General features: G+C 66.6%; 23 protein-coding genes, 1 tRNA gene and 2 pseudogenes. 20 read left to right on the forward strand and 6 right to left on the reverse strand.

Annotated features, from left to right (window positions below; all coding sequences use genetic code 11):
• Positions 1 to 56: 56 nt before the first annotated feature.
• Positions 57 to 710 carry a hypothetical protein gene (locus J3P31_RS17425; protein ID WP_210529787.1) on the reverse strand — a complete coding sequence of 218 codons (654 nt, stop codon included), beginning with the start codon at positions 708 to 710 and terminating at the stop codon, positions 57 to 59.
• Between the two features lie 392 nt (positions 711 to 1,102).
• On the opposite strand from J3P31_RS17425, the gene J3P31_RS17430 reads away from it, so the two are divergent.
• Together J3P31_RS17430 and J3P31_RS17435 are read left to right on the forward strand one after the other, a co-directional pair.
• Positions 1,103 to 1,573: a hypothetical protein gene (locus J3P31_RS17430; RefSeq protein ID WP_210529788.1), complete on the forward strand. Its 471-nt coding sequence runs from the start codon at positions 1,103 to 1,105 to the stop codon at positions 1,571 to 1,573.
• Between the two features lie 292 nt (positions 1,574 to 1,865).
• On the forward strand, positions 1,866 to 2,321 hold the full coding sequence (locus J3P31_RS17435) for a hypothetical protein (protein WP_210529789.1): 456 nt from the start codon (positions 1,866 to 1,868) through the stop codon (positions 2,319 to 2,321).
• Positions 2,322 to 2,769: 448 nt separating this feature from the next.
• Here the strand turns inward: J3P31_RS17435 and J3P31_RS21475 are convergent.
• Positions 2,770 to 3,308, reverse strand: a pseudogene (locus tag J3P31_RS21475) (IS5 family transposase); the annotation flags it as partial.
• Positions 3,309 to 3,416: 108 nt separating this feature from the next.
• On the opposite strand from J3P31_RS21475, the gene J3P31_RS17445 reads away from it, so the two are divergent.
• From J3P31_RS17445 to J3P31_RS17455, 3 genes and pseudogenes are all read left to right on the forward strand, one after another.
• On the forward strand, positions 3,417 to 7,121 hold the full coding sequence (locus tag J3P31_RS17445) for a PAS domain S-box protein (RefSeq protein ID WP_210529791.1): 3,705 nt from the start codon (positions 3,417 to 3,419) through the stop codon (positions 7,119 to 7,121).
• Entirely contained in the window at positions 7,114 to 7,491 is a 378-nt protein-coding gene (locus J3P31_RS17450) for a response regulator (RefSeq protein WP_210529792.1), read from the forward strand. The genes J3P31_RS17445 and J3P31_RS17450 overlap by 8 nt, the downstream gene beginning before the upstream one ends.
• A 227-nt stretch (positions 7,492 to 7,718) precedes the next feature.
• Positions 7,719 to 7,979, forward strand: a pseudogene (locus tag J3P31_RS17455) (IS110 family transposase); the annotation flags it as partial.
• A 1,608-nt stretch (positions 7,980 to 9,587) separates the two neighbouring features.
• Here J3P31_RS17455 and J3P31_RS17460 read toward each other — a convergent pair.
• Positions 9,588 to 9,677, reverse strand: a tRNA-Ser gene (locus J3P31_RS17460).
• Positions 9,678 to 10,211: 534 nt separating this feature from the next.
• On the opposite strand from J3P31_RS17460, the gene J3P31_RS17465 reads away from it, so the two are divergent.
• The 4 genes from J3P31_RS17465 to J3P31_RS17480 all read left to right on the forward strand — a co-directional run bounded on the left by J3P31_RS17465 (position 10,212) and on the right by J3P31_RS17480 (position 14,154).
• A complete protein-coding gene (locus tag J3P31_RS17465; protein WP_210529794.1) occupies positions 10,212 to 10,370 on the forward strand; it encodes a hypothetical protein in 159 nt (52 codons plus the stop codon).
• A gap of 378 nt (positions 10,371 to 10,748) precedes the next feature.
• A complete protein-coding gene (obgE, locus tag J3P31_RS17470) occupies positions 10,749 to 11,786 on the forward strand; it encodes a GTPase ObgE (RefSeq protein ID WP_210529795.1) in 1,038 nt (345 codons plus the stop codon).
• Positions 11,783 to 12,889: a glutamate 5-kinase gene (gene proB / locus J3P31_RS17475; RefSeq protein ID WP_246849637.1), complete on the forward strand. Its 1,107-nt coding sequence runs from the start codon at positions 11,783 to 11,785 to the stop codon at positions 12,887 to 12,889. Before obgE ends, proB begins: the two co-directional genes overlap by 4 nt.
• Positions 12,889 to 14,154, forward strand: coding sequence for a glutamate-5-semialdehyde dehydrogenase (locus J3P31_RS17480; RefSeq protein WP_210529797.1), 1,266 nt, complete (start codon positions 12,889 to 12,891; stop codon positions 14,152 to 14,154). Before proB ends, J3P31_RS17480 begins: the two co-directional genes overlap by 1 nt.
• A gap of 280 nt (positions 14,155 to 14,434) precedes the next feature.
• Here the strand turns inward: J3P31_RS17480 and J3P31_RS17485 are convergent, their stop codons facing one another.
• Entirely contained in the window at positions 14,435 to 14,983 is a 549-nt protein-coding gene (locus J3P31_RS17485) for an HD domain-containing protein (RefSeq protein ID WP_210529798.1), read from the reverse strand.
• Positions 14,984 to 15,037: 54 nt separating this feature from the next.
• Positions 15,038 to 15,667, reverse strand: coding sequence for a histidine phosphotransferase family protein (locus J3P31_RS17490; RefSeq protein ID WP_210529799.1), 630 nt, complete (start codon positions 15,665 to 15,667; stop codon positions 15,038 to 15,040).
• A gap of 65 nt (positions 15,668 to 15,732) precedes the next feature.
• Here J3P31_RS17490 and J3P31_RS17495 point away from each other — a divergent pair, with 65 nt between their 5' ends.
• The 3 genes from J3P31_RS17495 (at position 15,733) to olsA (ending at position 17,585) form a co-directional block, all read left to right on the forward strand.
• Positions 15,733 to 15,927, forward strand: a complete 195-nt coding sequence (locus J3P31_RS17495) for a DUF3553 domain-containing protein (RefSeq protein WP_210529800.1) — start codon at positions 15,733 to 15,735, stop codon at positions 15,925 to 15,927.
• A 63-nt stretch (positions 15,928 to 15,990) separates the two neighbouring features.
• Entirely contained in the window at positions 15,991 to 16,776 is a 786-nt protein-coding gene (locus J3P31_RS17500) for a GNAT family N-acetyltransferase (protein ID WP_246849624.1), read from the forward strand.
• Entirely contained in the window at positions 16,773 to 17,585 is an 813-nt protein-coding gene (gene olsA, locus J3P31_RS17505; protein ID WP_210529801.1) for a lyso-ornithine lipid O-acyltransferase, read from the forward strand. The genes J3P31_RS17500 and olsA overlap by 4 nt, the downstream gene beginning before the upstream one ends.
• A 5-nt stretch (positions 17,586 to 17,590) precedes the next feature.
• Here olsA and J3P31_RS17510 read toward each other — a convergent pair whose 3' ends face one another.
• The gene (locus tag J3P31_RS17510; protein ID WP_210529802.1) at positions 17,591 to 18,214 is read right to left on the reverse strand and encodes a thiamine phosphate synthase; all 624 of its coding nucleotides are present in this window, start codon (positions 18,212 to 18,214) and stop codon (positions 17,591 to 17,593) included.
• 104 nt (positions 18,215 to 18,318) lie between these two features.
• Here J3P31_RS17510 and J3P31_RS17515 point away from each other — a divergent pair, with 104 nt between their 5' ends.
• The 8 genes from J3P31_RS17515 to J3P31_RS17550 all read left to right on the forward strand — a co-directional run bounded on the left by J3P31_RS17515 (position 18,319) and on the right by J3P31_RS17550 (position 26,151).
• A complete protein-coding gene (locus J3P31_RS17515) occupies positions 18,319 to 19,059 on the forward strand; it encodes an RNA methyltransferase (protein ID WP_246849623.1) in 741 nt (246 codons plus the stop codon).
• A gap of 103 nt (positions 19,060 to 19,162) precedes the next feature.
• Positions 19,163 to 20,305 carry a heme A synthase gene (gene ctaA / locus J3P31_RS17520; RefSeq protein WP_210529804.1) on the forward strand — a complete coding sequence of 381 codons (1,143 nt, stop codon included), beginning with the start codon at positions 19,163 to 19,165 and terminating at the stop codon, positions 20,303 to 20,305.
• Positions 20,302 to 21,771 carry a carboxypeptidase M32 gene (locus tag J3P31_RS17525; RefSeq protein WP_210529805.1) on the forward strand — a complete coding sequence of 490 codons (1,470 nt, stop codon included), beginning with the start codon at positions 20,302 to 20,304 and terminating at the stop codon, positions 21,769 to 21,771. Before ctaA ends, J3P31_RS17525 begins: the two co-directional genes overlap by 4 nt.
• Positions 21,772 to 22,082: 311 nt before the next feature.
• A complete protein-coding gene (gene rplM / locus J3P31_RS17530) occupies positions 22,083 to 22,544 on the forward strand; it encodes a 50S ribosomal protein L13 (protein ID WP_210529806.1) in 462 nt (153 codons plus the stop codon).
• 1 nt (position 22,545) lies between these two features.
• Complete coding sequence (gene rpsI, locus J3P31_RS17535; RefSeq protein ID WP_210529807.1) at positions 22,546 to 23,040, forward strand: 30S ribosomal protein S9; 495 nt, start codon at positions 22,546 to 22,548, stop codon at positions 23,038 to 23,040.
• Between the two features lie 329 nt (positions 23,041 to 23,369).
• On the forward strand, positions 23,370 to 24,260 hold the full coding sequence (locus J3P31_RS17540; protein WP_210529808.1) for an ABC transporter permease: 891 nt from the start codon (positions 23,370 to 23,372) through the stop codon (positions 24,258 to 24,260).
• Positions 24,257 to 25,069: an ABC transporter permease gene (locus J3P31_RS17545; protein ID WP_210529809.1), complete on the forward strand. Its 813-nt coding sequence runs from the start codon at positions 24,257 to 24,259 to the stop codon at positions 25,067 to 25,069. Before J3P31_RS17540 ends, J3P31_RS17545 begins: the two co-directional genes overlap by 4 nt.
• A complete protein-coding gene (locus tag J3P31_RS17550; protein WP_210529810.1) occupies positions 25,066 to 26,151 on the forward strand; it encodes an ABC transporter ATP-binding protein in 1,086 nt (361 codons plus the stop codon). Before J3P31_RS17545 ends, J3P31_RS17550 begins: the two co-directional genes overlap by 4 nt.
• The last annotated feature ends 99 nt before the right edge of the window (positions 26,152 to 26,250 follow it).

A 26,250-nucleotide genomic window follows, 5' to 3' on the forward strand; every position in this document is an offset into this window, starting at 1 on the left:
CGTGCACGGACAACGGCAGGCGGCCGGGCATCCCCGGTCCGTCCCGGGCGGCTCGATCACGAGTCGCCCAGCCGGGCCAGCAACGACGACCAGAGACGGTGCAGGTCCGCGACGCAGTCCTCGAAAGGAACACCCGTCTCGCCATGCACGATGGTGAACTGGCTGGGGCCGCGCCCGCGTCCTGCTGCCCTACGCGGCGACGCATAGCGCGTGTAGGTCATCTCCACATCGCGCAGCCCGCGGGTCGGCGCCGGCGCGTGATGGACCAGCTCCATCTTAGGAGGGACGCCGAGAAGCGACGCGAGACACTCGAACTTTGTATCTGCCGAACGCACGATGTCCCAGAACTCGGCAGCTGAGCCCAACTGAGCCTGGTAAAGCAGCCGGAGCTGGTCGGCATATTCATCGAAGAGCCAGCGGTGGAAATCGACCAGGCAGGCAACAAGGTTCACCGCGCTGGCGAAAGTCGCAGTCTGCTCGAAGAATGTCTCGTAGTTCGGAGTGACCACAGCCGTGAAGTAGTCACGGCTGCTCTCGATCCTTCGACCCGACATGAACGATACGATCCGTTCCGGCACCGTCCCATCCCGACGCAAACCTGCCAGCTCCTCCTCGAGCGGCGGGCGGTTCTCAGGATACTGGGGATTTTCTGTGGCAGAATTGTGTTGATCGCTTCCGCAGGGAAAACGAAAGAAGCGTTTTGGCCGCATTCGACTGTCCTGCCGTTCACGGGAGGCTTCGGCGCTCCCGAGTCGCAAAGGTCAGTGGGCGGCTGAGTTGAATGGGATTGCTTACGTGTCGGCAATTTGTTTCTCGACGCGCGACGCTGATTGGAACTTCAGGGTCGCCAGTTTGGCTCATAATCAGAGCATCGTATCTGGACAGGAAATAGTTGGACCTTCCAGTTCTCAGTCGGCTCGTTAGCGGCAAGTGGCGGCGCATCGGGATATCGAGGATCGATCTGGATCAGGATTCCCGAGAATCCTGGCTCTTATTGTCCGAAGGTATGAAGTTTGCCACAGTCTACCACGAACGGCACTGTGCGAGCTTGTGGATTCCAGATCCAATTTCTTCAATGATCGCAATGATCTAGGAGGACTACATGTTGGAGCTCTGGCCAAGTTGGAGAACCAAGAAAACAGCCTCGACCCTGGCCAGCCTGGGCCGGCGTCTCCGAACCGAATTCCTTTCCCTCCCCCAAGCGACGTTGCTGCAGAGGCTAACTTCCGAGTTCTCGGACGTCATGGTGGGGTCTGATCAGGTCGTGGAATTCTCGTCGGCGCTCTTGCCGGACTTTCAGATTGTCATGTCGGAGCAGGGAACCGCGGAAGAGGCACGTTCGGTCGAAATCAATGGGCGGCGGCGCTACACGGGTTTTCGCCTGCATCTCGAAAAGGACAGGGCAGGGTGTTTCGCTGCGTTCTCCGAAGATCCCGATCCCGAACCTCATGCAACCCGTGCGGCACGCCGCCTTGCGAGACTGGTCGCCGACCGCCTTGGGGTCCTGAACTACAACGAAAGTCTAAGGGAGTTGGGCCTGCAGCCTGCCAGGTCGCGATTCAGGTTCCTTTAGGACAGCGGAGTTGCCGGATGGGACGCCTTCCGCACCGATGCGACCGATCTGCTCCGATGTCGGTCCTGTCCCTTTGCCATGGCCCAAGGATTGGTCGGCGGACCACGGGTGGGACATCCGGCAGGGTCCAGCCTGTCAGACTCTCTGCGAGAGGTCGGCTACCCTGAGGCGTAGGGCAGGGCCACACGCGGGGAGACGGCAGGTAATGGCTTGAGGCCGGACGCACGACGAACGATTCGACCGTTCCTTCGTTGACTGAGTGCCGCAGGCTGCGGCGTTCAGGAGGAGAGCTATGAGACAACTGATCGGATTGGTCGCAACCTCGATGCTGGTTGCGTTCCCGGCCCTGTCCCAAGAGGCCGCGCCGGATACCAGCACCATGACATGTGCCGACTTCTCCGGCATGGATGCGACGGCTCAGGCCGGCGCTATGGCGTCTCTGCAAGTCGGAGGAGCAGGGGAGGCTTCCGATTCGACGACCGCTGCAACCGCGGGTGACGCGTCCGGCGCGGCTGCGTCGACGGAAGGAACCTCGGGCGGAACCACCACCGGAGTCGCGGGCTCGGACGCTACAGCTGGAACGACCGGGCAAGCCGCCTTGCCCGGGGACATGCTGACCGCGCTCCAGTCAGCCTGTGCCGACAATCCTGACATGATGGTGACCGACGCAATGGCCCAAGCGCAGTCCGGCAACGGAGCGGCGGGCGAGACCACCGGGTCAGAAAGCGCCACGGGGAGCGGCGGCTGACTTCCAGCCTTTGCAGCGAAGGCGTCCGCCCGACGCCTTCGCTCTTGGCCCGCCAGAGATCCCCCAAAGCTTTGCAGCGACGGTGTCAGTCCAGCGAGAATCGAAGGTTTTCGCGGGTCTTCTGATTGTCGCCTCTCAGCGTTGGTGAAGTCGGCCTGACGTGAGCTTTCCATTCGTTGCGAAACATTCGGGCACGACTCTTTCACTTCAATGGTCAGCTACCTTGTCCATCGTCTGTGACTGGGGCGTCCCAGTCCGCTGACCTTCGGTCGCGTTTTGCATCGCATGATCGGGTCGAGCAGGGCGCACTATCGGGGACCAACGCAGCGCTCGCAGCCTAGCTGCCAAAGGCGAGAACCTCAGGCCTAAGTGCGCCTAAATCCCTCTGCTCAACGTGACGCCGATGCCCGGCTTGACAGGCGCATGCCCAAAGTCTGCGATACGCGCTCCAGACGGATCTAAAGCCCCGTGCATTCAGCAACATACTTGGGCGCCCGGCAATGACGAGGGCAGGGCTAGCGCCCCTATGTAGTCACTCCGGTGACCGGCGCTCAGAAACATCTGGATGGGCCGGCCTTGCGCATCGGCCACGACGTGGAGCTTGGAGGTGAGGCCACCCTTCGTGCGCCCGATCAGGCGACGACCTGACTTCAGACCTTTGAAGGCGCGCAAGCTCGCCGCCGTCCGGTGGACCTTCAGGCAGGTGGCATCCAACATCAGGGTCTTGACCTCAGGTCGCGCATGCGACAACGCCAGGAGGATACGTGCGAACACGCCGTTGCGGCTCGAGCGTCGCCACCGCGTGGTGAGTGTCTTGTGCGAGCCTTAGGCGGTGGGCGCATCGCGCCAGCGCAGGCCGTTGCGGTTCACGAATATGATGCCGCTGAGCCCCCGCCGGTCATCCACGCGTGGTCTGCCGTGAGGGCGAGGGAGGAAGGGTCTCGGACGGACCATCTGCGCCACGCTCAGCCAGAACAGGTTGTCCATGGGGAGCCCTCCTCGTGATACTCCGGCTCAGGAGATGGCCGGTCGGCGGGGAACCGGCTGCGGCTCGCCCTGTTCGGCATGAGCCCCTCGAGGGCTGGAGAGTTGGCGATGACGACCCGCAACACGAGTTCCGCCTGGCCGCCCGGCGACAGCGAGATGGCCCGCCGCATCCGCGAGCACGACTGGACGGCGACACCGCTCGGGCCCGTAGAGGGCTGGCCCGAACGGCTGAAGGTCGTGGCGGAGCTGATGCTCGCCAGCCCGCGTGTGTCCACCATGGTGGTCGGGCCAGAGCGGGTGCTCCTTTACAACGACACGGCCGCGCGGCTCTTCGGCGCCCGCCACCCCGGCGCGCTGGGCCGCCCGCACGCGGAGGCCCTGCCCGAAGGCGACCCGGCCGTGGCTCCGCTCTACGACCGCGCCTTCGCTGGCGAGGCCATCGACGTGCCCGCCCAGCCCGCGTCCGCGAGCGAGGCGGGTGGCGAGGTCTGGGATGGCGTGCTGACCCCCGTGTGGGACGGGGCGGGTGGCGTGCTGGCCGTGCATGGCTTCGCCACGGAAGTCGGCGCCCGGTTCCGGGCCCAGGCGTTCCTGCTTCGGCTCTCGGACGCGCTGCGGGCAGAGCCGGACGTGGATGCGGTGGCGGACCGCGCGCTCCGGATGCTCTCGGACGAGTTGCGGCTCGACCGCTGCTGCATCAGCCTCTACCGTCCTGACGAGGAGGAGGCGGTGTTCCCCTATCAGGTTGGCAACGACACCGTCCCGCCTCTCCCGCCCACGGTTCGCCTGTCGGACTTTCCCGAGGTCTACGAGCAAGCGCTCCACGGGACCTTCGTCATCGACGACGACGTCGAAGGGCGCGGCCTCCCAGAGTCTGAGCGGGCCAAGAGCAAGGCCCTGGGTATGCGGGCCATGTTGGCGTCGACCATTCGGCGCGGAGAAGGACGCGCCCCCACGTCGCTCATGGCCGTCTCGTCTCGGGCGCGCCGTTGGACACCCGAGGAGATCGCCCTCGTGGAGGAGGCGGCCGAGCGCACCTGGGCAGCGATGGAGCGGGCCCGCGCCGAGGCGGCGCTGCGCGGGAGCGAGGCGAAGTTCCGTACGCTGTTCGACGCGATCGACGAGGGGCTGGCGATTCAGGAGCTGGTCTACGACAACCAGGGCGAGATTATCGACGTGATCTTCCGCGAGGTGAACGCAGCCTACGAACGTCAGAGCGGCCTTCATGACGTCATCGGCCGGTCGCTCTTCGACGTCTTGCCGAGAGTCGAAGACTACTGGGTGGACTTGTACCGGGAGTTGGTGCGAACCGGTCGACCGGTCCGGGTCCAGCACTATCAGCAGGACGTCGATGGCTGGTTCGACGTCTATTTCTCGCCAGTTGGCGAGGGCGGACGGTTCGTCGCCCACGTTTTCAACAACATCACCGAACGTAAACGGGCGGAGGCGGCGCTGCGGGACAGCGAGGAGCGGCAGGCGTTCCTGCTGGCGCTTGGGGACGCCATGCGCGTCCAGACCAGCGCCGAGGAGGTGGTCGAGACCGCAGCTCGGCTCCTGGGGCTCCAGCTCAAGGCCTCCCGGGTCGCGTTCGGGGAGTTCGACGACGAGCACGACCTGGTCCATATCCGCCGGGGTTGGACCGCGGAGGGCGCCGAGACGCATCCAGCCACCTTGCGGCAGTCCGACTTTCTCGGGCCGCTGCTGGACGAGCTTCGGGCCGGAGTGACGGTCTGCTTCGACGATGTGGGCGAGCCGCCCTATGCCCGGCCGGATCTCGAAGCGCTTGCGGCGATCGGCGTCCGGGCAGGCCTGAGCGTGCCGCTGATCGACGGTGGCCGCCTCGCGCTCAACCTGATGGTCCACAACCACGAGCCTTATCCCTGGACCGACGCGGAGGTGGCGCTCACCCAAGAGACGGCCGAGCGCACCTGGGCGGCGATGGCGCGCGCCCGCGCCGAGGCGGCGCTGCGCGACAGCGAGGTCCGGTATCGCTCGCTCTTCGAGAGCATGGACCAGGGTTATGCCTTGGGCGACGTGATCTTCGACGAGGCCGGGCACGCAGTGGACGTCATCTACCTGGAGGCCAACCCGGCCGCCGCGCGCATCCTGGGCGTCGACATCGCGGGCCGGCGCATGAGCGAGATCGCGGACTGGGAGCTCGCCTGGTACGAGCACTGGGGACGCGTGGCCCGGACAGGCCAGCCCGAGCGGCGGGAGGACTTCGCCAACGCCACCGGCCAGTGGTTCGACTTCTACTTGTTCAAGCCTGATCCGGAGGACGCGAGCAGCCCCCGCGTGGCGGTCCTCTTCGAGGACGTCACCGAGCGGCGGACGGCCGAGGATCGTCTGCGCGCGAGCGAGGAGCGCTTCCGCGCCATCGTGCAGACGGCCGCCGACCACGCCATCTTCACCACCGATGCGGCAGGCCGGATCGAGACCTGGCCTGCCGGCGCCCAGGAGGTCTTCGGCTGGTCGGCCGAGGAGGCGGTGGGTCAGCCCGTCGGCATGACCTTTACCCCCGAGGATCGGGAGGCGGGCCAGCCCGCGAAGGAGCGGCAGGAGGCCCGGGAGAACGGCCACGCGCCCGACGTGCGCTGGCACCAGCGCAAGGACGGCAGCCGCGTGTTCATCGAGGGCATGACCCGGCCGCTCACGGGACCTGACGGCAGGGTCACGGGCTTCCTCAAGGTGGGCCAGGACGTGACCGAACGGCGGGCCACCGAGGAGGCCCTGCGGTCGAGCGAGGCGCGCTTCCGGCAGTTCGGCGAGGCCTCGGCGGACGTGCTTTGGATCCGCGACGCCGAGAGCCTCGCCTTCGAGTATGTCAGCCCCGCCTTTGAGGAGATCTACGGGACCAAGCTCGAAGACATCCTGGGCGGCAACCACGTCCGCCGCTGGGCGGATCTCATCCTGCCCGAGGACCGCGACAAGGCACTCGAGGCCCTCCGGCAGGTGCGCGAGGGCGAGCACGTCCTGCACGCCTTCCGCATCCTGCGCCCCGACGGGCAGGTCTGCTGGATCCGCGACACCGACTTTCCGCTTCTCGACGAGGCGGGCCGGGTGCAGCGCATCGCCGGCATCGGGCATGACGCCACCGCCGAGGTGGAGCTGCAGGACCGCCTGCGCGTGCTGGTGGCCGAGCTCCAGCACCGCTCGAGGAACCTGGTGGGCGTGGTGAAGGGGGTGACGGAGAAGACCTTCGCCACCGCGGAGACGCTGGACGACTTCCGCGCCCGCTTCCGGCCCCGGCTCGACGCGCTGGCCCGCGTCAACGGCCTGCTGTCCCGCCTGGAGGACGGCGACCGCATCACCTTTGACCAGCTCCTCCAGACCGAGCTCCAGGCCCACGGCATCGCGGACGGGGACGGGCACGGCCAGCAGATCAGCTTGCGCGGCCCCAAGGGCATCCGCCTGCGCTCGGCCACGGTGCAGACCTTTGCGCTCGCCCTCCACGAGCTGGCGACCAACGCCCTCAAGTATGGGGCCTTGTCGAAGCCCGAAGGCCACCTCGAGGTGAAGTGGAGCCTGGTGCCGGGCCAAGAGACCGAGCAGCGGCTGCGGGTGGACTGGCGGGAGAGCGGGGTGCCGGTGCTCCACCCTGATGGGGCCCCGAACGAGGCGGCGATCAACGGACAGCCCCAGCGCCGCCGGCAGGGCTACGGGCGCGAGCTGATCGAACGGGCGCTGCCCTACCAGCTCAAGGCGCAGACCACCTACGAGCTGACCCCCGACGGCGTGCGCTGCACCATCATCGTGCCGGTGTCCTCCACGCTCGACGTGGCCTTCTCCAGCCAGGGAGATCCCGATGGCTGAGCCGGTCGCACACGTCACGCTCCAGGGCCGCCGCATCCTCCTCGTGGAGGACGATTACCTCATGGCCCAGGACCTCCAGGCCGAGCTCGAGGACGCGGGCGCCCTGGTGCTGGGCCCGGTGCCGGACATCGAGGGGGCGATGGACCTCCTGAACACCAGCCCCGCCCCCGACGCCGCCGTTCTCGACATCAACCTGGGCTGCGACATGGTCTACCCGCTGGTCTACACCCTGCGGGAGCGGCTCATCCGCGTTGTGTTCGCCACCGGCTACGAGGCGTGGTCGATCCCGGAGCGCTACCGCGACCTGCCCCGCCTCGAGAAGCCGCTCAGCGTGCGGCAGATCGCGGAAGCGCTCAACCGCAATCAGTGAAGTCCTGATCGGGTGGACGCCCCCGGTGGCCTTGCTGGGCCAGAGTGGGGGTGTCGAACACCACTCGAGGGAGGCGTCCATGGGAGGGGCGACCACGGTTGGGCTGGATCTGGCGAAGCTGGTCTTTCAGGCGCACGGTGCCGATGCGGCAGGCCGGGTCGTGTTTCGCAAGACGCTGCGACGAGCGAAGGTGCTGGAGTTCTTCGGCCAGTTCTCGCCCTGCGTGGTCGACAGGAGGCAAGCAGAAGCTGGGCACCATCTCCCGGATGGGCGGGCGCACCCTGCGACGGCTGCTTGTCGTCGGGGCCGGCGCCGTGGTGCGCCATGCGAGCCGACGCGATCTGGCCGCAGGCTCCTGGCTGGCGCGGATGCTCGCCCGCAAGCCGCGCATGCTGGTCATCGTGGCCCTCGCCAACAAGATGGCCAGGACGGCTTGGGCGTTGCTCGCAAGGGGTGAGGTCTACAGAGCTCCTCCTGTGGTTGCCTGATCAGGGCCGTCGGTGGGAGGCTGCTGGGGAGGCAGGAGGGGCAGACGGACGGTACGGCGCAACGGGCGACGAGACGGGACAGGACAGAACCAGACAGGGGCAGCGTGCCCACGAGCCCGCGGTTCCGACATGGAGCCGGTCCGCGAACTCCCATACGGGCCTGCGGCATCTCAGGGCCGCACCAAAGGCCGGACAGATGTCGGCACCCGACTGCGCGCCAGACGTTCAAGAAGCCACCTTGCCTCCCAAGGGACGTCCACAATGTGCCTAGAAGGGAGCAAAGAAAAGCGCGCGGGTGCTCCGGTGTCTGGAGCCGCTCCTCGCAACTGCCACCCTGGCCGATCTGCCCCGATGGTGGTGGCTCGACGTGTTCTGCGGCTGTCCCGAGCTACCGGCTCACGAGCCCGCCCCTGGCGAGGCTGGCGTCCCGGATCGGGCCGGGCGCCCGGCTCCTCGACGTGGCGGCGCGGCTCCGCTGTTTCGGCTGCGGGGGGCGCCCCACCCGCGTCGTCCTGGCCGATCAGCCCGGCTATCCGTCCATCGGCAGCTGTGCCCCGGCCGCGAGCTTCCGCATGGTCCTGATGAGTGACGGCGCGGCCATGCCGCGCGGCCCCGAGCCGAGGCGCGAGGGGCTGTGACCTCAACCCCAAGGATTACTGCTTCCCTAAACCTCCGGAGCATGTGCCGCACTTGGATAGCGCTGTCCGTTTCGTTCAGCCTGTCCTTAATCCGCACCTTCCGTGCGAGGCCACAGGCACACATCAGGAGGAGTCATGGACCTCACATTTCAGGAGTTCACGCCTTCCCCGAGGTTACGGGACCGGGGCCTCAGCGACGCCACAAAGGACCTACAGGACGTGCAAACCGAGACCGCAGCATGGCTGCGCCAAATTGTTCTCGCCGCCAACCACGCCGTGGCCGTTCATGGAAGCAAAGCCAAACCGGGACATGAGTAGCGACCTTCGACCCTCCTGGCCCTTGGCCCACCATCTTGGTTGGGGGCGGTCTCCGACAGAGAACGAGCAAACCCAGCCGCCCCGCCGCGCCCGGGTCGGGCTATGGGTGGCTCTCGCCTTGGGAATTGGGGCCACGCCCTGGGGCTTGCTCGCCCTTAGCCTCATCGGGCTCTGAGCCGTGGTCCGGATCAACAGTGCCCTTTAGCGGACAGGCCCGTCCCGCCGCGCCAGCGCATGGAGCAAGCGATGGGAGCAGTCGTCGTAGGGATCCTCGGGCAAGGGACTGGCCCGGCGTAGACAGGGCTAAACGGCCTCGCCGATGGAGCCGCCTGTGAGGCTGGAGCCGGTCGGGATACTGAAATACCGGTAGGAGTCGTCACGGGCCATAAGGCGCACCGGGCTGTGATTGTTACTGAACCAACTCACGCCAATGCGAGGCGGTTGCAGGAACGCGTCTCCTACTTGTCGAGTCATCCGCTGGCGATCCCAACCGTAGTCCTGATCAGCAGCGGTGGGCCAGTATTTGGCCCAGAATTGGTCGACAACTACCAAGGTCTACTTTTCGGCCTGAACCGCTAGGTGGGAAGCGAGGTGGGAATGCACGACAGTCATGGCTTAAACGCATGTCAGGCGTGGAAGAACTTGAGGTAAATGGCGGAGACGAAGGGATTCGAACCCTCGAGACGGTTTCCCGTCTGCACCCTTAGCAGGGGTGTGCCTTCGACCACTCGGCCACGTCTCCGCCGCGGGGTTTAGCAGCACAGGCCGCGCAGGAACAAGCCCTCATCCAAAATTATAGTACGACCAGCTCTTGGGGATCCAACCTGGCAAAACTCGGGCCGATGTCGTCCTGCTCGCTGATCAAGCAACCTCTCTACGGCGGCGTCGGAATGGCGCTCCGCTCTGCCGCGTTCGGCCTACCTCGGCGATGGCCTCGGCCGACCGCAGTTGATCCTAGCGGAGTTCGCCTGCCGAGATGCCAGGCGACAGCGGTGCAGCCGGAGCGACACAGGACAATGTACTGCAGGTCCTCGCGATGAGCGGCCCAAGGTCCGTAACTCTCCGGAGTCGCGGCGGCGTTGGTCGATCGTGCCCGTGGAGCAGCCTCAGCCCGGGCGGGGATCGGGACACTTATCCTCCACGAGCTGGCAACAATGAAAAATCATTCTCTTGATAATCACGACAAAGATGCTCGTATTTTGTGAGGACAGCCTAGTCCAGCGGCCTGTGCCCAGCGGCGCACAGGCTTCGCTCAGCAAAGAGGGAGCGCAGAACCATGACCGACTATGAGGAAGAATGCTTCTTCAACTGGGATTACCCGGTTGCGCCGACCCCCAGTCCCGATGATCGCAGGGCCTGGGTGCTACGTCGTGCGGTCGGGCTCGTCGTGGGGCTCTCGGCGCTTGTCTGCACCACCTATGTCTTTGTCGCCTAGCCGGAACTGGTCCGATGAAGTGGTTGGGTGGGAACGGCCCTGAGGGGCGGGCTCTGCCTCAAGGCTGACGACGGTATCGACTTTCAGCTTCGGGCCGACTCAAGCGTTACCGTAGCCCGTCATGTGGCCAGGTCCGGCCGGTCCGGGAGACTGACCCGAGTCCCTTCCACCGGTCCCCTGGTCCGCCACGCGCAGGAACAGACGCGACCAGCGATGGAGCCGACATAGACGACCTGGAGACCTTCAGTAATAGACTGGTCTTCGTGGCTGCCTGCCGGAGTTCGACATGGCCTACGATTCTCAGGGTGCATCAGCCCGCGCTTGAGCCGACGCCGCGGTTCCGCTATGGCCTTCAGCCTGAGAAAAGGACCGCCATCCATGAAATTCCTCGATCTCGCGAAGGTCCATGTCCGTTCAGGTTCGGGCGGAAACGGCTGCATCTCGTTCCGCCGCGAGAAGTTCGTGGAGTTCGGCGGCCCGGATGGCGGGGACGGGGGGAAAGGCGGCGACGTGGTGGTCGAGGCGGTCGAAGGGCTCAATACCCTGATCGATTTCCGCTACCAGCAGCATTTCTTCGCCAAGAACGGACGATCCGGGCAGGGCAGCCAGAAGACAGGGGCCACTGGCGATGACGTCATTCTGCGGGTGCCGGTCGGGACCGAGATCATCGACGAGGACGAAGAGACTCTCATTGCGGACCTGACGGAGCCGGGCCAGAAGGTCATCCTGGCCCAGGGCGGCAATGGGGGATGGGGCAACCTGCATTTCGCGAGTTCGACCAACCGTGCACCCCGACGGGCGAACTCCGGGCAGGAGGGAGTCGAGCGGACGGTCTGGCTCCGGCTCAAGCTGATCGCCGATGCCGGCCTGCTCGGCATGCCCAACGCCGGCAAGAGCACATTCCTGGCAGCGACGTCGAACGCGCGTCCGAAGATCGCCGACTACCCGTTCACCACCTTGGTGCCCAACCTTGGCGTCGTTGGCGTGGATGCGGCCGAGTTCGTCATCGCCGACATCCCCGGGCTGATCGAAGGGGCAAGCGAGGGTCGGGGCTTGGGCGACCAGTTCCTGGGCCATGTGGAGCGCTGCAAGGTCCTGCTCCACCTGATCGACGGCACCTCGGAAGACGTGGCGCATGACTGCGAGGTCATCATCAACGAACTCGAGGAGTATGGCGGCGATCTCGCGGACAAGCCTCGCATCACGGTCCTGAACAAGGTCGACGCGCTCGACGACGAGGAGCGCGCAGCCAAGCGGGCAGAGCTCGAGGAGGTGGCCGAAGGACCGGTCTACCTGATGTCGGGCGCAACCAAGGAAGGCGTGACCGAGGTGCTTCGCGCGCTTCGCGCCATCATCGAGGAGGCCCGCCAGGAGGATCGCAGGGACGCGGAAGAGGTCAAGCCGTGGCAGCCCTGACGCCGTCTCTGGCGGCGGCCAGGCGGCTGGTCGTCAAGATCGGCTCCGCCCTCCTTGTCGACCGGACCAGCGGTCTGCGCGCGCCATGGCTCCGCAGCCTGGCCGAGGATGTCGCCCGAATCCGTGGACGTGGCACCCAGGTCGTGCTCGTCTCGTCGGGGTCCATCGCGCTTGGCCGGGGCGTCCTGGGTCTGCCCAGCGGGGGATTGGCTCTGGAGCAGTCGCAAGCGGCTGCAGCCGTCGGACAGATCCGTCTGGCCCGGGCCTACGAGGAGGTGCTCGCGCCCCATGGCATCGTCGCCGGACAAGTTCTTGTCACCCTTGAGGATTCGGCTGACCGGCGCCGCTACCTGAACTCCCGCGCGACCATGGAGACCATGCTCTCGCTGGGCGTCGTGCCGATCGTCAACGAGAACGACACCGTGGCGACGGATGAGATCCGTTACGGGGACAACGACCGTCTTGCCGCGCAGGTGGCGGTCACCATAGGGGCGGACACGCTGGTGCTGCTGTCCGACGTGGACGGATTCTACTCTGGCAATCCCCACGTGAACCCTGAGGCTCGTCGCTTCGAGGTGGTGGAGCGGATCACGCCGAACATCGAGGCCATGGCCGGGGAGGGCGTCTCCGGGCTTTCCAAGGGGGGCATGATCACCAAGCTCATGGCCGCCCGGGTCGCGACGGACGCCGGCTGCGCCATGGCGATCACCCTGGGATCGCCGTTGAACCCTCTCCTCGGGCTCGAGTCGGGCGCGAATGCGACGTGGTTCCTGGCTCAGACAGACCCCCAGGCCGCGCGCAAGCGCTGGATCGCGGCCATGAAGCCCAAGGGCGAGTTGCGCGTCGATGCCGGTGCGGTCCGCGCCCTCATCGAGGGCAAGAGCCTCTTGCCGGCGGGAATCACAGCCGTCCAGGGCCGCTTTGGGCGTGGCGATCCGGTCTCGATCCTGTCGCCGGACGGCATCCGCCTCGGCCTTGGACTGACGCGCTACACGGCGGAAGAGGCTCGGGCCCTCACGGGACGCAAGAGCGGCGACATCGAGGCCGTCCTCGGCTACAAGGGCCGCGCCGCTCTCATCCATCGTGACGACATGGTGCTCTGATGCTCGATCTTGCCGAACTTCCCGCCCTGATGAATGACATGGGCCGGCGGGCACGCGCGGCCGCGCAGGTTCTCGCGACGACGGGATCTGAGCGCAAGTACGCCGCCCTGATCTCCGCTGCCCACGCCATCGAGGCGAACGAGCAGGCCATCATGGATGCCAACGCGGAGGATCTCGTCTTCGCCGAGGCGCGCGGACTGCCGCCAGCCATGATCGACCGCTTGATCCTTGATCCCCGCCGGATTAGGGCGATGGCAGACGGGCTGCGGGCGATCGCGGCGCAACGGGACCCCGTGGGCCGGACCCTGGCAGAGTGGGACGTCCCCTCAGGCTTGCATATCAAGCGGGTCAGCACCCCGCTGGGGGTCATCGGCGTAATCTACGAATCGCGCCCGAACGTGACAGCCGATGCCGGCGCGCTTTGCTTGCAGGCGGGCAATGCCGTTATCCTGAGGGGCGGCTCCGAAAGCCTGCATTCCTCGGCCGCCATCCACCGGTGCCTCGTCGAGGGGCTCCGCCAGGCGCGTCTGCCGGAGGACTGCATCCAGATCGTCCCAACCCGCGACCGCGCGATGGTATCGGCCATGCTTGGGGCCGTGCAGCACATCGACGTCATCGTTCCGCGCGGCGGCAAGGGACTGGTCAGGCTGGTCCAGGCCGAAGCGCGGGTTCCGGTCTTTGCCCATCTGGAAGGCATCTGCCATGTGTACGCGGACCGGGACGCGGACCTCGACAAGGCTAGACGCGTCGTTCTGAACGCCAAGACCAGGCGCACAGGCATCTGCGGCGCGGCTGAATGTCTCCTCATCGACTGGCGGTTCTACACGCAGCATGGTCCAGTCCTCATCGAGGACCTGCTGAAAGCGGGCGTCGAAGTCCGGACGGAAGGGGAGCTTCTGAAGGTGCCTGGCACGGTGAAGGCCGCGCCCGAGGACTTTGGGCGGGAGTTCCTGGACATGGTGATCTCGGCCAAGCTGGTCGACGGGGTCGACGAAGCGATCGCGCACATTCGGCGGTACGGCTCGGGCCATACCGAATCAATCCTTACCGAGAACGATGCCACCGCCGACCGGTTCTTCGAGCAGCTCGACAGTGCAATCCTCATGCGCAACGCCTCGACGCAGTTCGCTGACGGAGGCGAATTCGGCATGGGCGCCGAAATCGGCATTGCGACGGGCAAGCTTCACGCACGTGGTCCGGTCGGCGCCGAACAACTCACGAGCTTCAAGTACATCGTCACTGGCGACGGCACGGTCCGGCCCTGATCCGGACGGCGGGAGCCATTGGCCAAAGGTTCCGGTCCAAAACGCAACCCGAGGTTGGCCATGACGAGGGAGCACCCGCAGACGGTCTCGGCGCCGAGCGGAGCTTGACCCGAGGGGCAAACCCAAACTGGCGCCTCAGGCACGCGGCGGGTCAACTCGCTCCGGAAGTTTTTGCACCCGTTCGTGCCGTACCTGACTCCCGTTCACCGGATGGGCGGACCTGGCGCTCCGCCGGGCTTCGGCGCAGCATCGGCGCTTGCTCACGGGATTTGTCGGACCGTCAAGATCCGACAGCGCTGTCGGCACGTCGCCATTCCACGTCGAAGTCGGCTTCCAGGTCGGGATCGGTGCCGGTCAGCCCCGACACGACCTGACGTGCCCAGTCGACCTCACCGCGGACCTTGGACCGGTTCCACCAGCGGGGAGGCGTCTCCGCGATCGATGCCATCTTGGAGGCCTTGTCGGCCAGTTTGACACGTTTGGCCCGAGACGAAAGGGAGGGAGCCTCCTCGATCTGGCGTCGCCGGCGCGCCTTCCGGCTCAGGCTCGGATCGTCGGTCATCTCGCCCACAACCTTGGCGACCTCGGCTCCGAAGGTCGCCTCGATGTCATCGAGCGTATGATCCGTCTTCTCGACAACGTCGTGCAGCAGGGCGGCGATTATCGTCGTTTCATCGACAGCGGCGCTCCGGGAGACGCGCCGCGCGACATCCGCGACGTGGTTGATGAACGGTTCGCCCCGGCCATGTCCTCGTCTCTGGCCCTCGTGCGCCCGAGTCGCCATGTCGAACGCCAACGCGATGCGTTGCAGGCTGTCGGCATCGATCATGGCATCCCTCCTGGTCGGCGCAGAGCGAACAGGGTGGCCGTCAGGGAAGTTCCATCAGAGATGGGCCACGATCCGATCCGGCGCCTGATGCAACTTGAAGGGCTGCCCCCTCTCGGCGAGGACGGCGCCGAGCAGGGTGAACTGGATGTGCGTCGCGCCCGCGGGCTTCGGGACCGGTCCCGCTCCGACGACCTGCCAGGCGGGAAGGTCCAGGCGAAGCCGCGGCCCCGCGGCCACCACCTCCCAGCCCGTGCCGGACGAGGTGACCTGGATACGACCGCCTGCTGGCATGGTCGCCTCAAGGCACTGGATCAACAGGAAAACCGTCTTCACCTCGGCGCGCGGAAGCTCGGCAGGCGGCGTCCAATCGTAGGTGATCCGTCCGCCACGCGACAACGCGGCGAGCGTTCGTGTCACCTCACCGCGGCCGACGTCACGACCGCTCGCCGCACCGTAGGCCAGCCGGAAGAAGCGGAGCCGGGCGTTGGCGCTGTCCACGCTTTGGGCGATCAGTTCGAACTCCGGCGTCCGCTCGGCACCCGAAAGCGTCATCAACTCGACGCCATTGGCGATCGCGCCCAAAGGGCTGATCAGGTCGTGGCAGATCCGCGAGGCCACGCAGGCCGCGATGGTGCCATCCGCATCCCAGCTTTCATCGGGGAGGCTGTGGACTTCGTTGTTCAAGCATTGCACCCTTCTACCGAACTACCATTCATCGTGCCGCACCGGTTTCCGCCACGGGGGTCCAGATGTCCGGCCTGAACTCGATCCTTACCCCAGGCATGCTGGTGATGCACCCTGGCCGCCCGGAATGGGGCACGGGACAGGTTCAATCGGTCACTGGCCAACGGATCACCGTCAACTTTCCCGAACAGGGCAAGGTCCTGATCGATGGCGCCCTCATCTCTCTAACCCTTGTGTCGCTTGGACCCGGAGGCATATAGCCAATAGGCCAAGCTCTACTGCAAGTTGGTTGCGAAAGAGTTAAAGCACGCGGGAAGCGTGCGATGATTCACAGGCCCCGATCCTCGATGTCCCACCTCATGCAACATTTCGCGCTGCACGTGGCCACTTTCGGGCCGTTGGTCACGGCGGCCCAGACCCTGCGCTACGACGTTTTCGTCACCGAGATGGGTGGATCGGGCGGAGACCTGACCGATCACTCCGCCGGATCGGAAGCCGACCGGTTCGACGCATTCGGAACCCATCTCATCCTGACCGATCCCCTTCGGGACGGGGCGGTCATCGGCACGACACGGGTGCTGACGGAGCAGGGGGCAGCGGCCGCCGGAGGGTTCGCCACCGAGGCGGAGTTCGACATCCGTGGGCTGCGGAGGTCCGGGCGCAGGATGCTCGAGGTGGGCCGGACCTGCCTTCATCCCGACTATCGGGGCGGAGCCGCCATGCATCACCTCTGGCAGGGGCTGGCTGCCCTGGTCGAAGATCAGGACATCGAGATCCTGTTCGGCCTCGCCTCCTTCCCCGGAACCGATCTGTCCGCGCTCGCTCCACCACTGGCCTGCCTCCATCATCTGCACCAGGGACCGGACGAACTTCGGCCCGTCTCGCGGCAGGACGTTCGCCTGGACCTTCCCGCCGTGGAGGGGGTCGACCGCCGCGCGGCCATGCTGGCGACCCCCCCGCTCGTGAAGGCCTACCTGCGGCTGGGCGGCAAGGTGGGCGAGGGCGTCTTTGTGGACAGAGCCTTCGGCTGCGTCGACGTCTGCATGGTTCTGGACACGTCCACGCTCGGAACCCGGGCCCGGGCGCTCTACGGACGCCAGCCCGCATGAGCCTCGTGTGGCGGGGCAGCCCCGAGTTGGAGTTCCGGCGGCCCGGGCCGGCGGACCTGTGCCGCGCGGTGCTGCGCGGGGTGCCGCTGGCCCTGCTTCTATCCGGCGGGCTGGCGCTCAACTGGATGGTCCGACTGGTCGAGCGTCCGCTCTGCCATCCGCGCACCCCGGTCAGCCCCGGCATCACCGTCGTGGTCTGCCGCGTGGCGCTGTGGCTCATCGGCCTCCGGCTCGAGGTCGCTGGCACCGCACGCTCCGGGCCGGGCGCGGTGCTGGCCAACCATTCGTCCTGGCTGGATATCCTGGTGCTGAACTCGCGCCAGCGGGTCGTCTTCGTGTCCAAGGCCGAGGTCGCGTCCTGGCCGGGGATCGGCGCCCTGGCCCGCGCCACCGGCACGCTGTTCATCCGCCGCGAGGCGCGGGCCGAGGTGGCAGAGCAGGCGCGCGCCATCACGGAAAGGCTCGGGCGCGGGCAGACCCTGGTCCTCTTTCCGGAAGGCACCTCGACGGACAATCAGCAGGTGCTGCCGTTCAAGCCCGCGCTCCTTGCCGGGCTGCTCGCCGCCGGGGCGCCGGAGGGCGTTGCCGTACAGCCCGTGACTCTGCGCTACGACGCGCCGCCCTCACAGGACCCGCGCTTCTACGCCTGGTTCGGCGACATGGATTTTGCCCCACATGCCCTGGCCGTGCTGTCCGCACGCCGGCGCGGACAGGTCCGGCTGACCTACCACCCCCCGATTCCGGTCGCCGGGCGGGACCGCAAATCCATCGCGGCCGAGGCCGAACGAGCGGTGCGCAGCGCCTTCTGACTGGGTCAGTCCACGGCCGAGACGAGGGCGCGGAACCGCGCCACCGGATCGTCCGCCGACCAGACCTCGGCCCCGAAGCTGAAGAAGTCGGTCACCGGGGCAAGGCTCCGGACCAGGGCCTCATCGAGTTCGCCTTCGGCGATGACCGGAACTTCGATCATCTCGGACCACCATTCGAAGAGTTCGCGCTCGGCGATCCGGCCGTCGCCCAGCGGGCTCGCTCCGACCGGACCAAAGCTCACGTAGTCGGCGCCCAGTTCGGCCGCGGTCATGCCGTCGTGCCTCGAGGTTCCGCAATGCGCGCCCACGATCGCATCATCGCCCAAATCCTTGCGGATCTTGCGGACCGACCGGGCCGCATCGAGCAGGTGAACCCCGTCGAGGCCCAGCCGCCCCACCATCAGGACGTGGTTTTCGATCACGATGGGGATGTCGCGGGCGTGGGAGACCTCGCGCAGCGCGTCGGCGACCCGGGCGATCCGATCCTCGTCGCGGGTCGACAGGCTCAGCCGCAGGCACGCGACCGGAACGGCGTCGAGGCAGCGGGCCAGGAGGTCCGGGAACACGGAAAGCTCCAGCTCCGGCGGAGTGACAAGGGTGATCTGCGGCTTGTCGCGCGCGTCGGTCATGGCGGTTCTCTCCGGCGGGGTCGTGGGGCTTCTAGCCGGGCGGCAGGGGTTTGCAAGCCTGAGCAAGCTTGCCGCCCGCGCCAGGGACTCCTATGGAGCGCAGCATGCAAGGACCCACTGAACCCGCCTTCGTGCTCGTGCGCCCCCAGATGGGCGAGAATGTCGGCGCCGCCGCGCGCGCGATGTGGAACTTCGGCCTGCAACGGATGCGGCTGGTCGACCCGCGGGACGGCTGGCCCAATCCGCGGGCCGTGGCCATGGCCTCGGGGGCCGGACGGGTTCTGGACGGGGCAGGGATCTTTCCCGACCTTGAGGGGGCGGTCGCGGACTGCACCTTCGTCTACGCCACCACCGCACGGCCGCGCGACCTGACCAAGACCGTCTTCTCGCCCGAGGAGGCGGCCGCCGACATGGCCCGCCGCATCGCCGGGGGGGAGCGGGTGGCCTGCCTCTTCGGGCCGGAACGGGCCGGGCTCGAGAACCAGGACGTCGCCCGCGCGAACGCCATCATCACGGTCGACCTCAACCCCGAGTTCTCGTCCCTCAACCTCGCGCAGTGCGTGCTTCTCGTCGCCTATGAATGGCGGCGGGCCACGCAGGCCGCCGTTCCCGTGCGGACCGAGATGGCGGGCGCGCAATGGGCCTCGGCGCTCGAGGTGGATCACCTCGCGCGGCACTTCGAGGAGCGGCTGGAGGAGGCGGGGTTCTTCTTCCCCGACCACAAGGCCGAAAGCATGAAGCTTTCGCTCCGAAACCTTTGGAGCCGGATGCCGCTGACCGGCCAGGACGTCCAGACGCTCCACGGCGTTCTGCGACAGATGGTCCGCTGGGCGCGCAAGGGCTGACCTCCCACCTCATCTGCGACAAGGTGAGCGGTCCGGACCGCGGCGGTGGTCTTGATGGGTCGCTCCGGCGGGTCTAGACCCGCGTCGACTGATGGGGGACCCGATGGCGACCAAGCCACGCACGATCTTCGAGGAAGTGACCACGACCGAGCGACCTGCCGTCGTGACGGGCGCGATCGACCGCGGACGGCCGGACGCGCGGCGATGGGTCCGGCTCTGGCTCGGCGTCCTGTTCGTCCTGGTGGTCGCCATGATCCTGGTCGGGGGCCTGACCCGGTTGACCGACTCGGGGCTGTCGATCACGCAGTGGAACCTGGTCACCGGAACCCTTCCGCCGCTCAGCGCGTCCGACTGGCAGAGCGAGTTCGACCTTTACCGCGCTTCGCCCCAGTATGAGCTGATGAACCAGGGCATGACCCTTGGCGACTTCCAGTACATCTATTGGTGGGAATGGAGCCACCGGCTCCTGGGCCGGGTCATCGGCCTCGTCTTCATCGGCGGCTTCCTGGGCTTCCTCGCGACCCGTCGCCTTCCGTCCGGCTGGACGCCGCGCATGCTGGTCCTGGGCGCGATGATCGGGATGCAGGGTGTCGTGGGCTGGTGGATGGTCCACTCCGGCCTTCAGACCGGGATGACCTCGGTCGCTTCCTACCGCTTGGCGGTCCACCTTGGCCTGGCCTTCGCCATCCTGGGCTTCATCGTCTGGCAGATGCTCCTGCTCTCGCGCCGCGAAACCGAGATCATGACGGCCCGCCGACAGGCCGAGCCGCGCCTGTTCGGAGGGGCCACCGGTCTCATGCATCTGCTGTTCCTGCAGATTGTCCTGGGCGCCCTGGTGGCCGGCATCGACGCAGGCCGCGCCTATCCGACCTGGCCCGACATGGCAGGGGGCTTCCTGCCGCCGGACCCGCTGGACCTCGTGCCCGTCTGGCGCAACTTCTTCGAGAATCCGGGCCTCGTGCAGTTCATCCACCGGATGACCGGATATGCCGTGGCGGCGCTGGCGGTCATCGTCTGGCTGCGCGCGCGGAGATCGCCCCATGCCACGACCCGGACGGCCTTCAACCTCATCCTCGGCGCGGTCGCGCTTCAGGTGATCCTGGGGATCTGGGCGGTTCTCAGCATGGCGCAGCTGCACGTGGCCATTACCCACCAGGCCAGCGCCATCCTGCTGTGGGCGCTCGTCATCCGCGGCCGGTTCCTGGCCCGCCATCCCATCACCTCCTCGATCCGGGGGCGCGCATGAACGCCTATGCGGAGCTGATGAGCTTCCAGCGCGAGACCGAGGCCCTGGCCCAGATCATGGGGCGGCTCGGCTGGGATCAGGAGACGGTCATGCCATCCGGGGCCGCCGCGCAAAGGGCCGAGGAGATGGCGGCGCTCGAAGGCGTGCTTCACGCGCGCCGGACCGATCCGCGCCTGGGCGAATGGCTCGACCATGCCGTCGCGCTGGACGAGGTGGCGCACGCGAACCTTCGCCACATCCGACGCCGATACCAGCGCAACCTTCGCGTCCCGGCCCGGCTCGCGGCCGAGCTGGCCCGCGTAACGTCGCGCGCTCAGGGAATCTGGGCCGAGGCCCGTCGCAACGAGGATGTGGCCGCCTTCCTGCCCGTGCTGGAGGACGTCGTGGCGCTCCGCCGGGAGGAGGGACAGGCCATCGCCGATGGCGGGGACGTCTATGACGCCCTTCTCGACGATTATGAGCCGGGCACGTCCTCGGCGCAGTTGGCCGAGATGTTCGGCGCCCTTCGTCCGCGCCTCGTGGCGCTACGGGACAGGATCCTCGGCGCCGCGCCCGGACCCGAGCTGCGGGGCACCTTCCCCGAAGAGGGGCAAGTCCTCCTGGCCAATCTGGTGGCCAAAGCCTTCTGCTACGACTTTTCCAAGGGGCGGATGGACAAGGCCGTGCATCCCTTCTCCTCGGGAAGCGGGACGGACGTGCGGATCACCACCCGGACCAGTCCGGCGGATCCGTTCAACTGCATCTACTCGACCATCCACGAGGTCGGTCACGCGACCTACGAGCAGAACATCGACGCGGCGCATTTCCTGACGCCGCTGGGGCAGGGCGCCTCGATGGGCGTCCACGAAAGCCAGAGCCGCATCTACGAGAACCAGCTCGGCCGCTCCCGCGCCTTCACGGGCTGGCTCTTCGGGCGCATGAAGGACGTCTTCGGCGATTTCGGCATCGCGAACGAGGACGAATTCTACCGCACCGCCAACCGGGTTTCGCGCGGCTACATCCGCACCGAATCCGATGAGGTCCAGTACAACCTACATGTCCTCATGCGGTTTGACCTCGAACGCGCGTTGATGCGAGGGGATCTCCAGGTCCGGGACCTCGAAGCCGCCTGGAACGACCGATTCCTGGCCGATTTCGGGTTCGCGGTGGACCGGCCGTCCCACGGGTTGCTGCAGGACGTCCACTGGTCGGTCGGGCTGTTCGGGTACTTCCCCACCTACAGCCTGGGCAACGTCTATGCAGGCTGCCTGCACGAGGCGATGCGCCGTGCCCTTCCGGATCTCGACGATGAGCTGGGGCGCGGCGACGCGAGCGGGGCCGTCCGCTGGCTGCGCTCTCACGTCCAGCGGCACGGCGGGCTCTGGGAGCCGCGCGACACCATCGCCCGCGCCGTCGGCGCAGAGCCCGGCGAAGGTCCGCTGCTGGATTACCTCGAGTCCAAGTTCGGCGACCTGTACGGCCTTTGAGCCCGCTCGGAAGGCGACGGCACCCCGGTTCGGTGCCGCCCTGGCTGCATCCGGCTCGGGGCCGGAGTCCTGCCTGACGTAGGCCATAGCGCGGGTGGAAGGCCGCCCTGCGGCTGTGCATGGCTTCGCCGTCAGCGTTCGGACAGCGCGAAGGACCAGCACAATGGAGGTATCACTATACCTCATGTTCCAACGTGTTGGTTTGCTTCGGGATTATGTTACGCACTGCTGTTGACGCGAGCGGCGGAATCCGTATAACCCCGACATTCCGACGCGGGGTCCTCCCCGCCCTTCAATCCTGGGACACCCCGATGAAAACCTTTACCGCGACCCCCGCGGACATCGAGAAGAAGTGGATCCTGATCGACGCCGAGGGCGTCGTTCTGGGCCGCCTTGCCTCGATCGTCGCGATGCGCCTTCGTGGCAAGCACAAGCCCACGTTCACGCCCCACATGGACATGGGCGACAACGTGATCATCATCAACGCCGACAAGGTCCAGCTCACCGGCGACAAGCGGGAAGAGCACTTCTACTGGCACACCGGCCATCCGGGCGGCATCAAGTCCCGCACGAAGGCCCAGATCCTTGAGGGCGCGCACCCCGAGCGCGTGGTCGAGAACGCCGTTCGCCGGATGCTCCCCCGCAACCGCCTGTCGCGCAAGCAGCTGTCGCACCTGCGCGTCTTCGCGGGCACCGAGCACGGCATGAACGCCCAGCAGCCCGAAGTCCTGGACGTCAAGTCCATGAACAAGAAGAACACGAGGACCGCGTAAAATGGCCGACCAGATCAGGTCCTTCGACCAGCTCTCCCAAGCTGCCGTCGCGCCCGCCGCCGCCGAGGCCGCGCCCGCTCCGGCCCCTCGTGAGCCCGTGCGCGACGCGCTCGGCCGCGCCTATGCCACCGGCAAGCGCAAGGACGCGGTCGCCCGCGTCTGGGTCAAGCCCGGTTCCGGCAAGGTCATTGTGAACGGCAAGGAGATGGCGGTCTACTTCGCGCGTCCCGTGCTGCAGATGATCCTGCGCCAGCCCTTCTCGGTGGCTGGGGTGTCCGACCAGTTCGACGTCATGGCGACCGTGACCGGCGGTGGCCTGTCGGGTCAGGCCGGCGCAGTCAAGCACGGCATCTCGAAGGCCCTCCAGCTCTTCGACCCCGCCCTGCGTCCCTCGCTGAAAGCGGCCGGGTTCCTGACCCGCGACGCCCGCGTCGTCGAGCGCAAGAAGTACGGCAAGGCCAAGGCACGCCGGAGCTTCCAGTTCTCGAAGCGCTGACGCTTCGTCGAGACCGATATACGGAAATGTGGAGTACGCGGCCCCCGGGTCGCGTATTCTGTTTTTGGCCTCACGATCAGACCCTTGGTGCTGCAAGCTCGACAGCGGTCCCGTGGAGCGTTGTTTCAATTCTCCGGAACGATCATCCCGACCCGGTCGGTCATGGTCCTGCACAAGGCCAAGCCCAAACCTCGCGCCCTTGCCGTCGAATCGCTCGCGGCCGGACACAACCTCGCGCCCAGTTCGGGAGCGCCGCCACAAAGCCGTTGACCTTCCCACGCCAGCGTTGAACAACCCTCCCAATCGGAATAGGGGGGCCTGCCAGCTTCATGGGCATCTTCGCCACGTCACCCAAGGCGCGTGCCGCCGCCCTTGTCGCGCCGCCCCTGATCTATTCGCTCCTCCTGCTGGCCTTTCCCCTGGTGGCGATCGTCGTCATCTCGTTCTGGACCCAGAGCGGGCTGAACCTGGACCGCACCTTCACGACGGCCAACTACCGCGAGATCTTTTCGGGCCCGATCTACATCTGGGGCAACGCGAACCGTTGGGGCGTGCTGCCGCTGTCGATCTTCGTGTCGGCCACCGTGACCCTGATCACGGTCGCATTGGCCTATCCGATCGCCTATTTCGTGTCCTTCGTCGTCGCGCCCGAGCGGAAGTCGCTGTGGCTGTTCCTGATCACGATCCCGTTCTGGACCAGCTACCTGATCCGCGTGTTCCTGTGGAAGGTGATCCTCGGCTACAACGGCGTCGTGAACACCGGGCTGATCGAGCTCGGGATCATCCAGGAGCCCTTGAACGTCCTGCTCTACAACCTGAACTCGGTCATCATCACGCTGGCTCATGCCTATGCCGTGTTTGCCATCCTGCCCATCTACGTCGCGCTCGAGAAGATCGACCGCAGCCTCCTCGAAGCCTCGCAGGACCTGGGCGAGAACCGGTTCACCACGTTCCTTCGCGTAACCCTGCCCCTTTCGGTGCCGGGGATCGTGGGCGCGGTGCTGATCGTCTTCATCCCGACCATCGGGGACTATGTCACGCCGGAACTCATGCTGGGCTCGGGGGGGCGCCTGATGTCGAACGTGATCCAGACGCAGTTCCTGCAACTCAACAACTGGCCGCTCGGGGCGGCGCTCTCCATCATCACCATGCTGGCCGTCGGCATCGTCAGCCTCCTCTTCATCCTGCTCAACCGCCGCTGGCTTCGGGGGCGGGCATGAGGAGGGCCTGGGGGCTTCGCACCTACGCGATCATCTATCTCGTCTTCCTTTATGCGCCGATCCTTCTGCTGCCGCTGTTCGCCTTCAACGACGCGGCGATCATCGCCTTCCCGCTGACCGGTTTTTCCACCCGCTGGTTCGAGCAGCTCTGGACGACACAGGCCCTGCATCAGGCGCTTCGCAACTCGCTTTTCATTGCCTCGATCACGGCAATCCTGGCGACGCTGCTGGGCACCTGCGCGGCGCGGGCTGGAACGATGCCGAGCTTCCCTGGCAAGCGGGGTGCGCTGGGCTTCGTCATGCTGCCCCTCGTGCTGCCCGAAATCGTCATCGCGGTCGCGTTGCTGATCGTGGTGCGGCAGGTGCTCGACCTGAACCTGTCGAACTGGACGGTGATCGCGGCGCATACCGTCATCTGCATCCCGTTCTCGATCGCCATCCTGAACGGGGCGTTCCAGAACCTCGACCCCTCCTTCGAGGAGGCCGCCATGGACTTGGGTGAGACGCGCTGGGGGGCGTTCCGGTTGGTGACGCTGCCGCTCGTGCTGCCCGGGATCATCTCGTCGCTGCTGATCTGCTTCATCATCTCGCTCGATGATTTCGTGATCGCGCAGTTCCTGACAGGCTCGAACCCGACGATGCCGGTCTACATCTACGGCCTGACCCGTTTCGTGGATGCCCTGCCGCTCATCATGGCGCTGGGGACGATCCTTGTGACCATCTCGATCACCCTTCTCATCATCGCTGAATACTTCCGCCGGCGCGGAGTTGCCCGTGCCGGCTTCAAGGATACCGGAGGCTTCCTTTGACCGCCCTCATCCAGCTTCGCGGCATCCACAAGCATTACGGCGATTATCACGCCCTTCGTGGCATCGACCTGGAGATCCGGCAGGGCGAGTTCTTCTCGCTGCTCGGCCCGTCCGGTTGCGGCAAGACGACTCTGCTGCGCACCATCGCGGGCTTCGAGACTCCGTCCTCGGGCACGCTGATGATCGACGGCAAGGACATGGCGGCGGTTCCGGCGAACCACCGGCCCACGAACATGGTCTTCCAGTCCTACGCCATCTTTCCGCATCTGACGGTCGCCGAGAACGTCGGTTTCGGCCTTCGCCGCGAGCCCATGTCGAAGGACCAGAAGACCAAGGCGGTGGCCGAGGCGCTCGCCATGGTGGGCCTGTCCGGCTACGGCACCCGGGCGGCGCACGCCCTGTCAGGGGGACAGCGGCAGCGGGTCGCCCTGGCGCGCGCGCTCATCCTCAAGCCCAAGGTGCTCCTGCTCGACGAACCTCTATCCGCTCTCGACAAGAAGATGCGCGAGCAGATGCAGGTCGAGCTCATCCGTCTGCAGCGGACCGTCGGGATCACCTTCATCCTCGTCACTCACGACCAGGAGGAGGCGCTGGTCATGTCCGACCGCATCGCCGTCATGTTCGAGGGCGAGATCGGGCAGATGGCCGATCCCGAGACGTTGTATCGCCGGCCCAACTCGCGGCGGGTGGCGGAGTTCATCGGCAAGATGAACATCCTCCCCGGTCAGGTCGGCATGGAAGGCAACCGGATCGTCGTCGACGTCGCAGGCCTGGGCCGTGGCGCGGTCGAGACTGACCAGGCTCCGGGGGGGGTCGTTCCCGGCAACACTTCCGTCGGCATCCGTCCCGAGACCCTGGGGGTGCTCTTCCCGGGCGAGACGACGGACCGCCGCGTGGCCGAAGGGGTGGTGGACGAAGTCGTCTATTACGGCGACATGACCTACTACGATGTCCGGGTTCCGGGCGTTCAACAGCCGCTCACGATCTCGATGAAGAACATCATCGGACGCCCCGTGCTCGAAGTCGGGGCTCCGACGCGGGTGGTCTGGGATGAACGTTCGCTGGTCGTCCTGAGCCGCTAGGCCGACCTCCGCATCACGCGCCCAAGTCCCCGTAGGGCGGTCGCCCCGACCTGCGGGGCGCTGGATGTCGTGATGTCGCAGACGGGAACGGTTTGGGGT

The sequence above is a fragment of the Rubellimicrobium arenae genome (assembly GCF_017916275.1).
GTDB classification, from domain to species: Bacteria; Pseudomonadota; Alphaproteobacteria; order Rhodobacterales; family Rhodobacteraceae; genus Rubellimicrobium; species Rubellimicrobium arenae.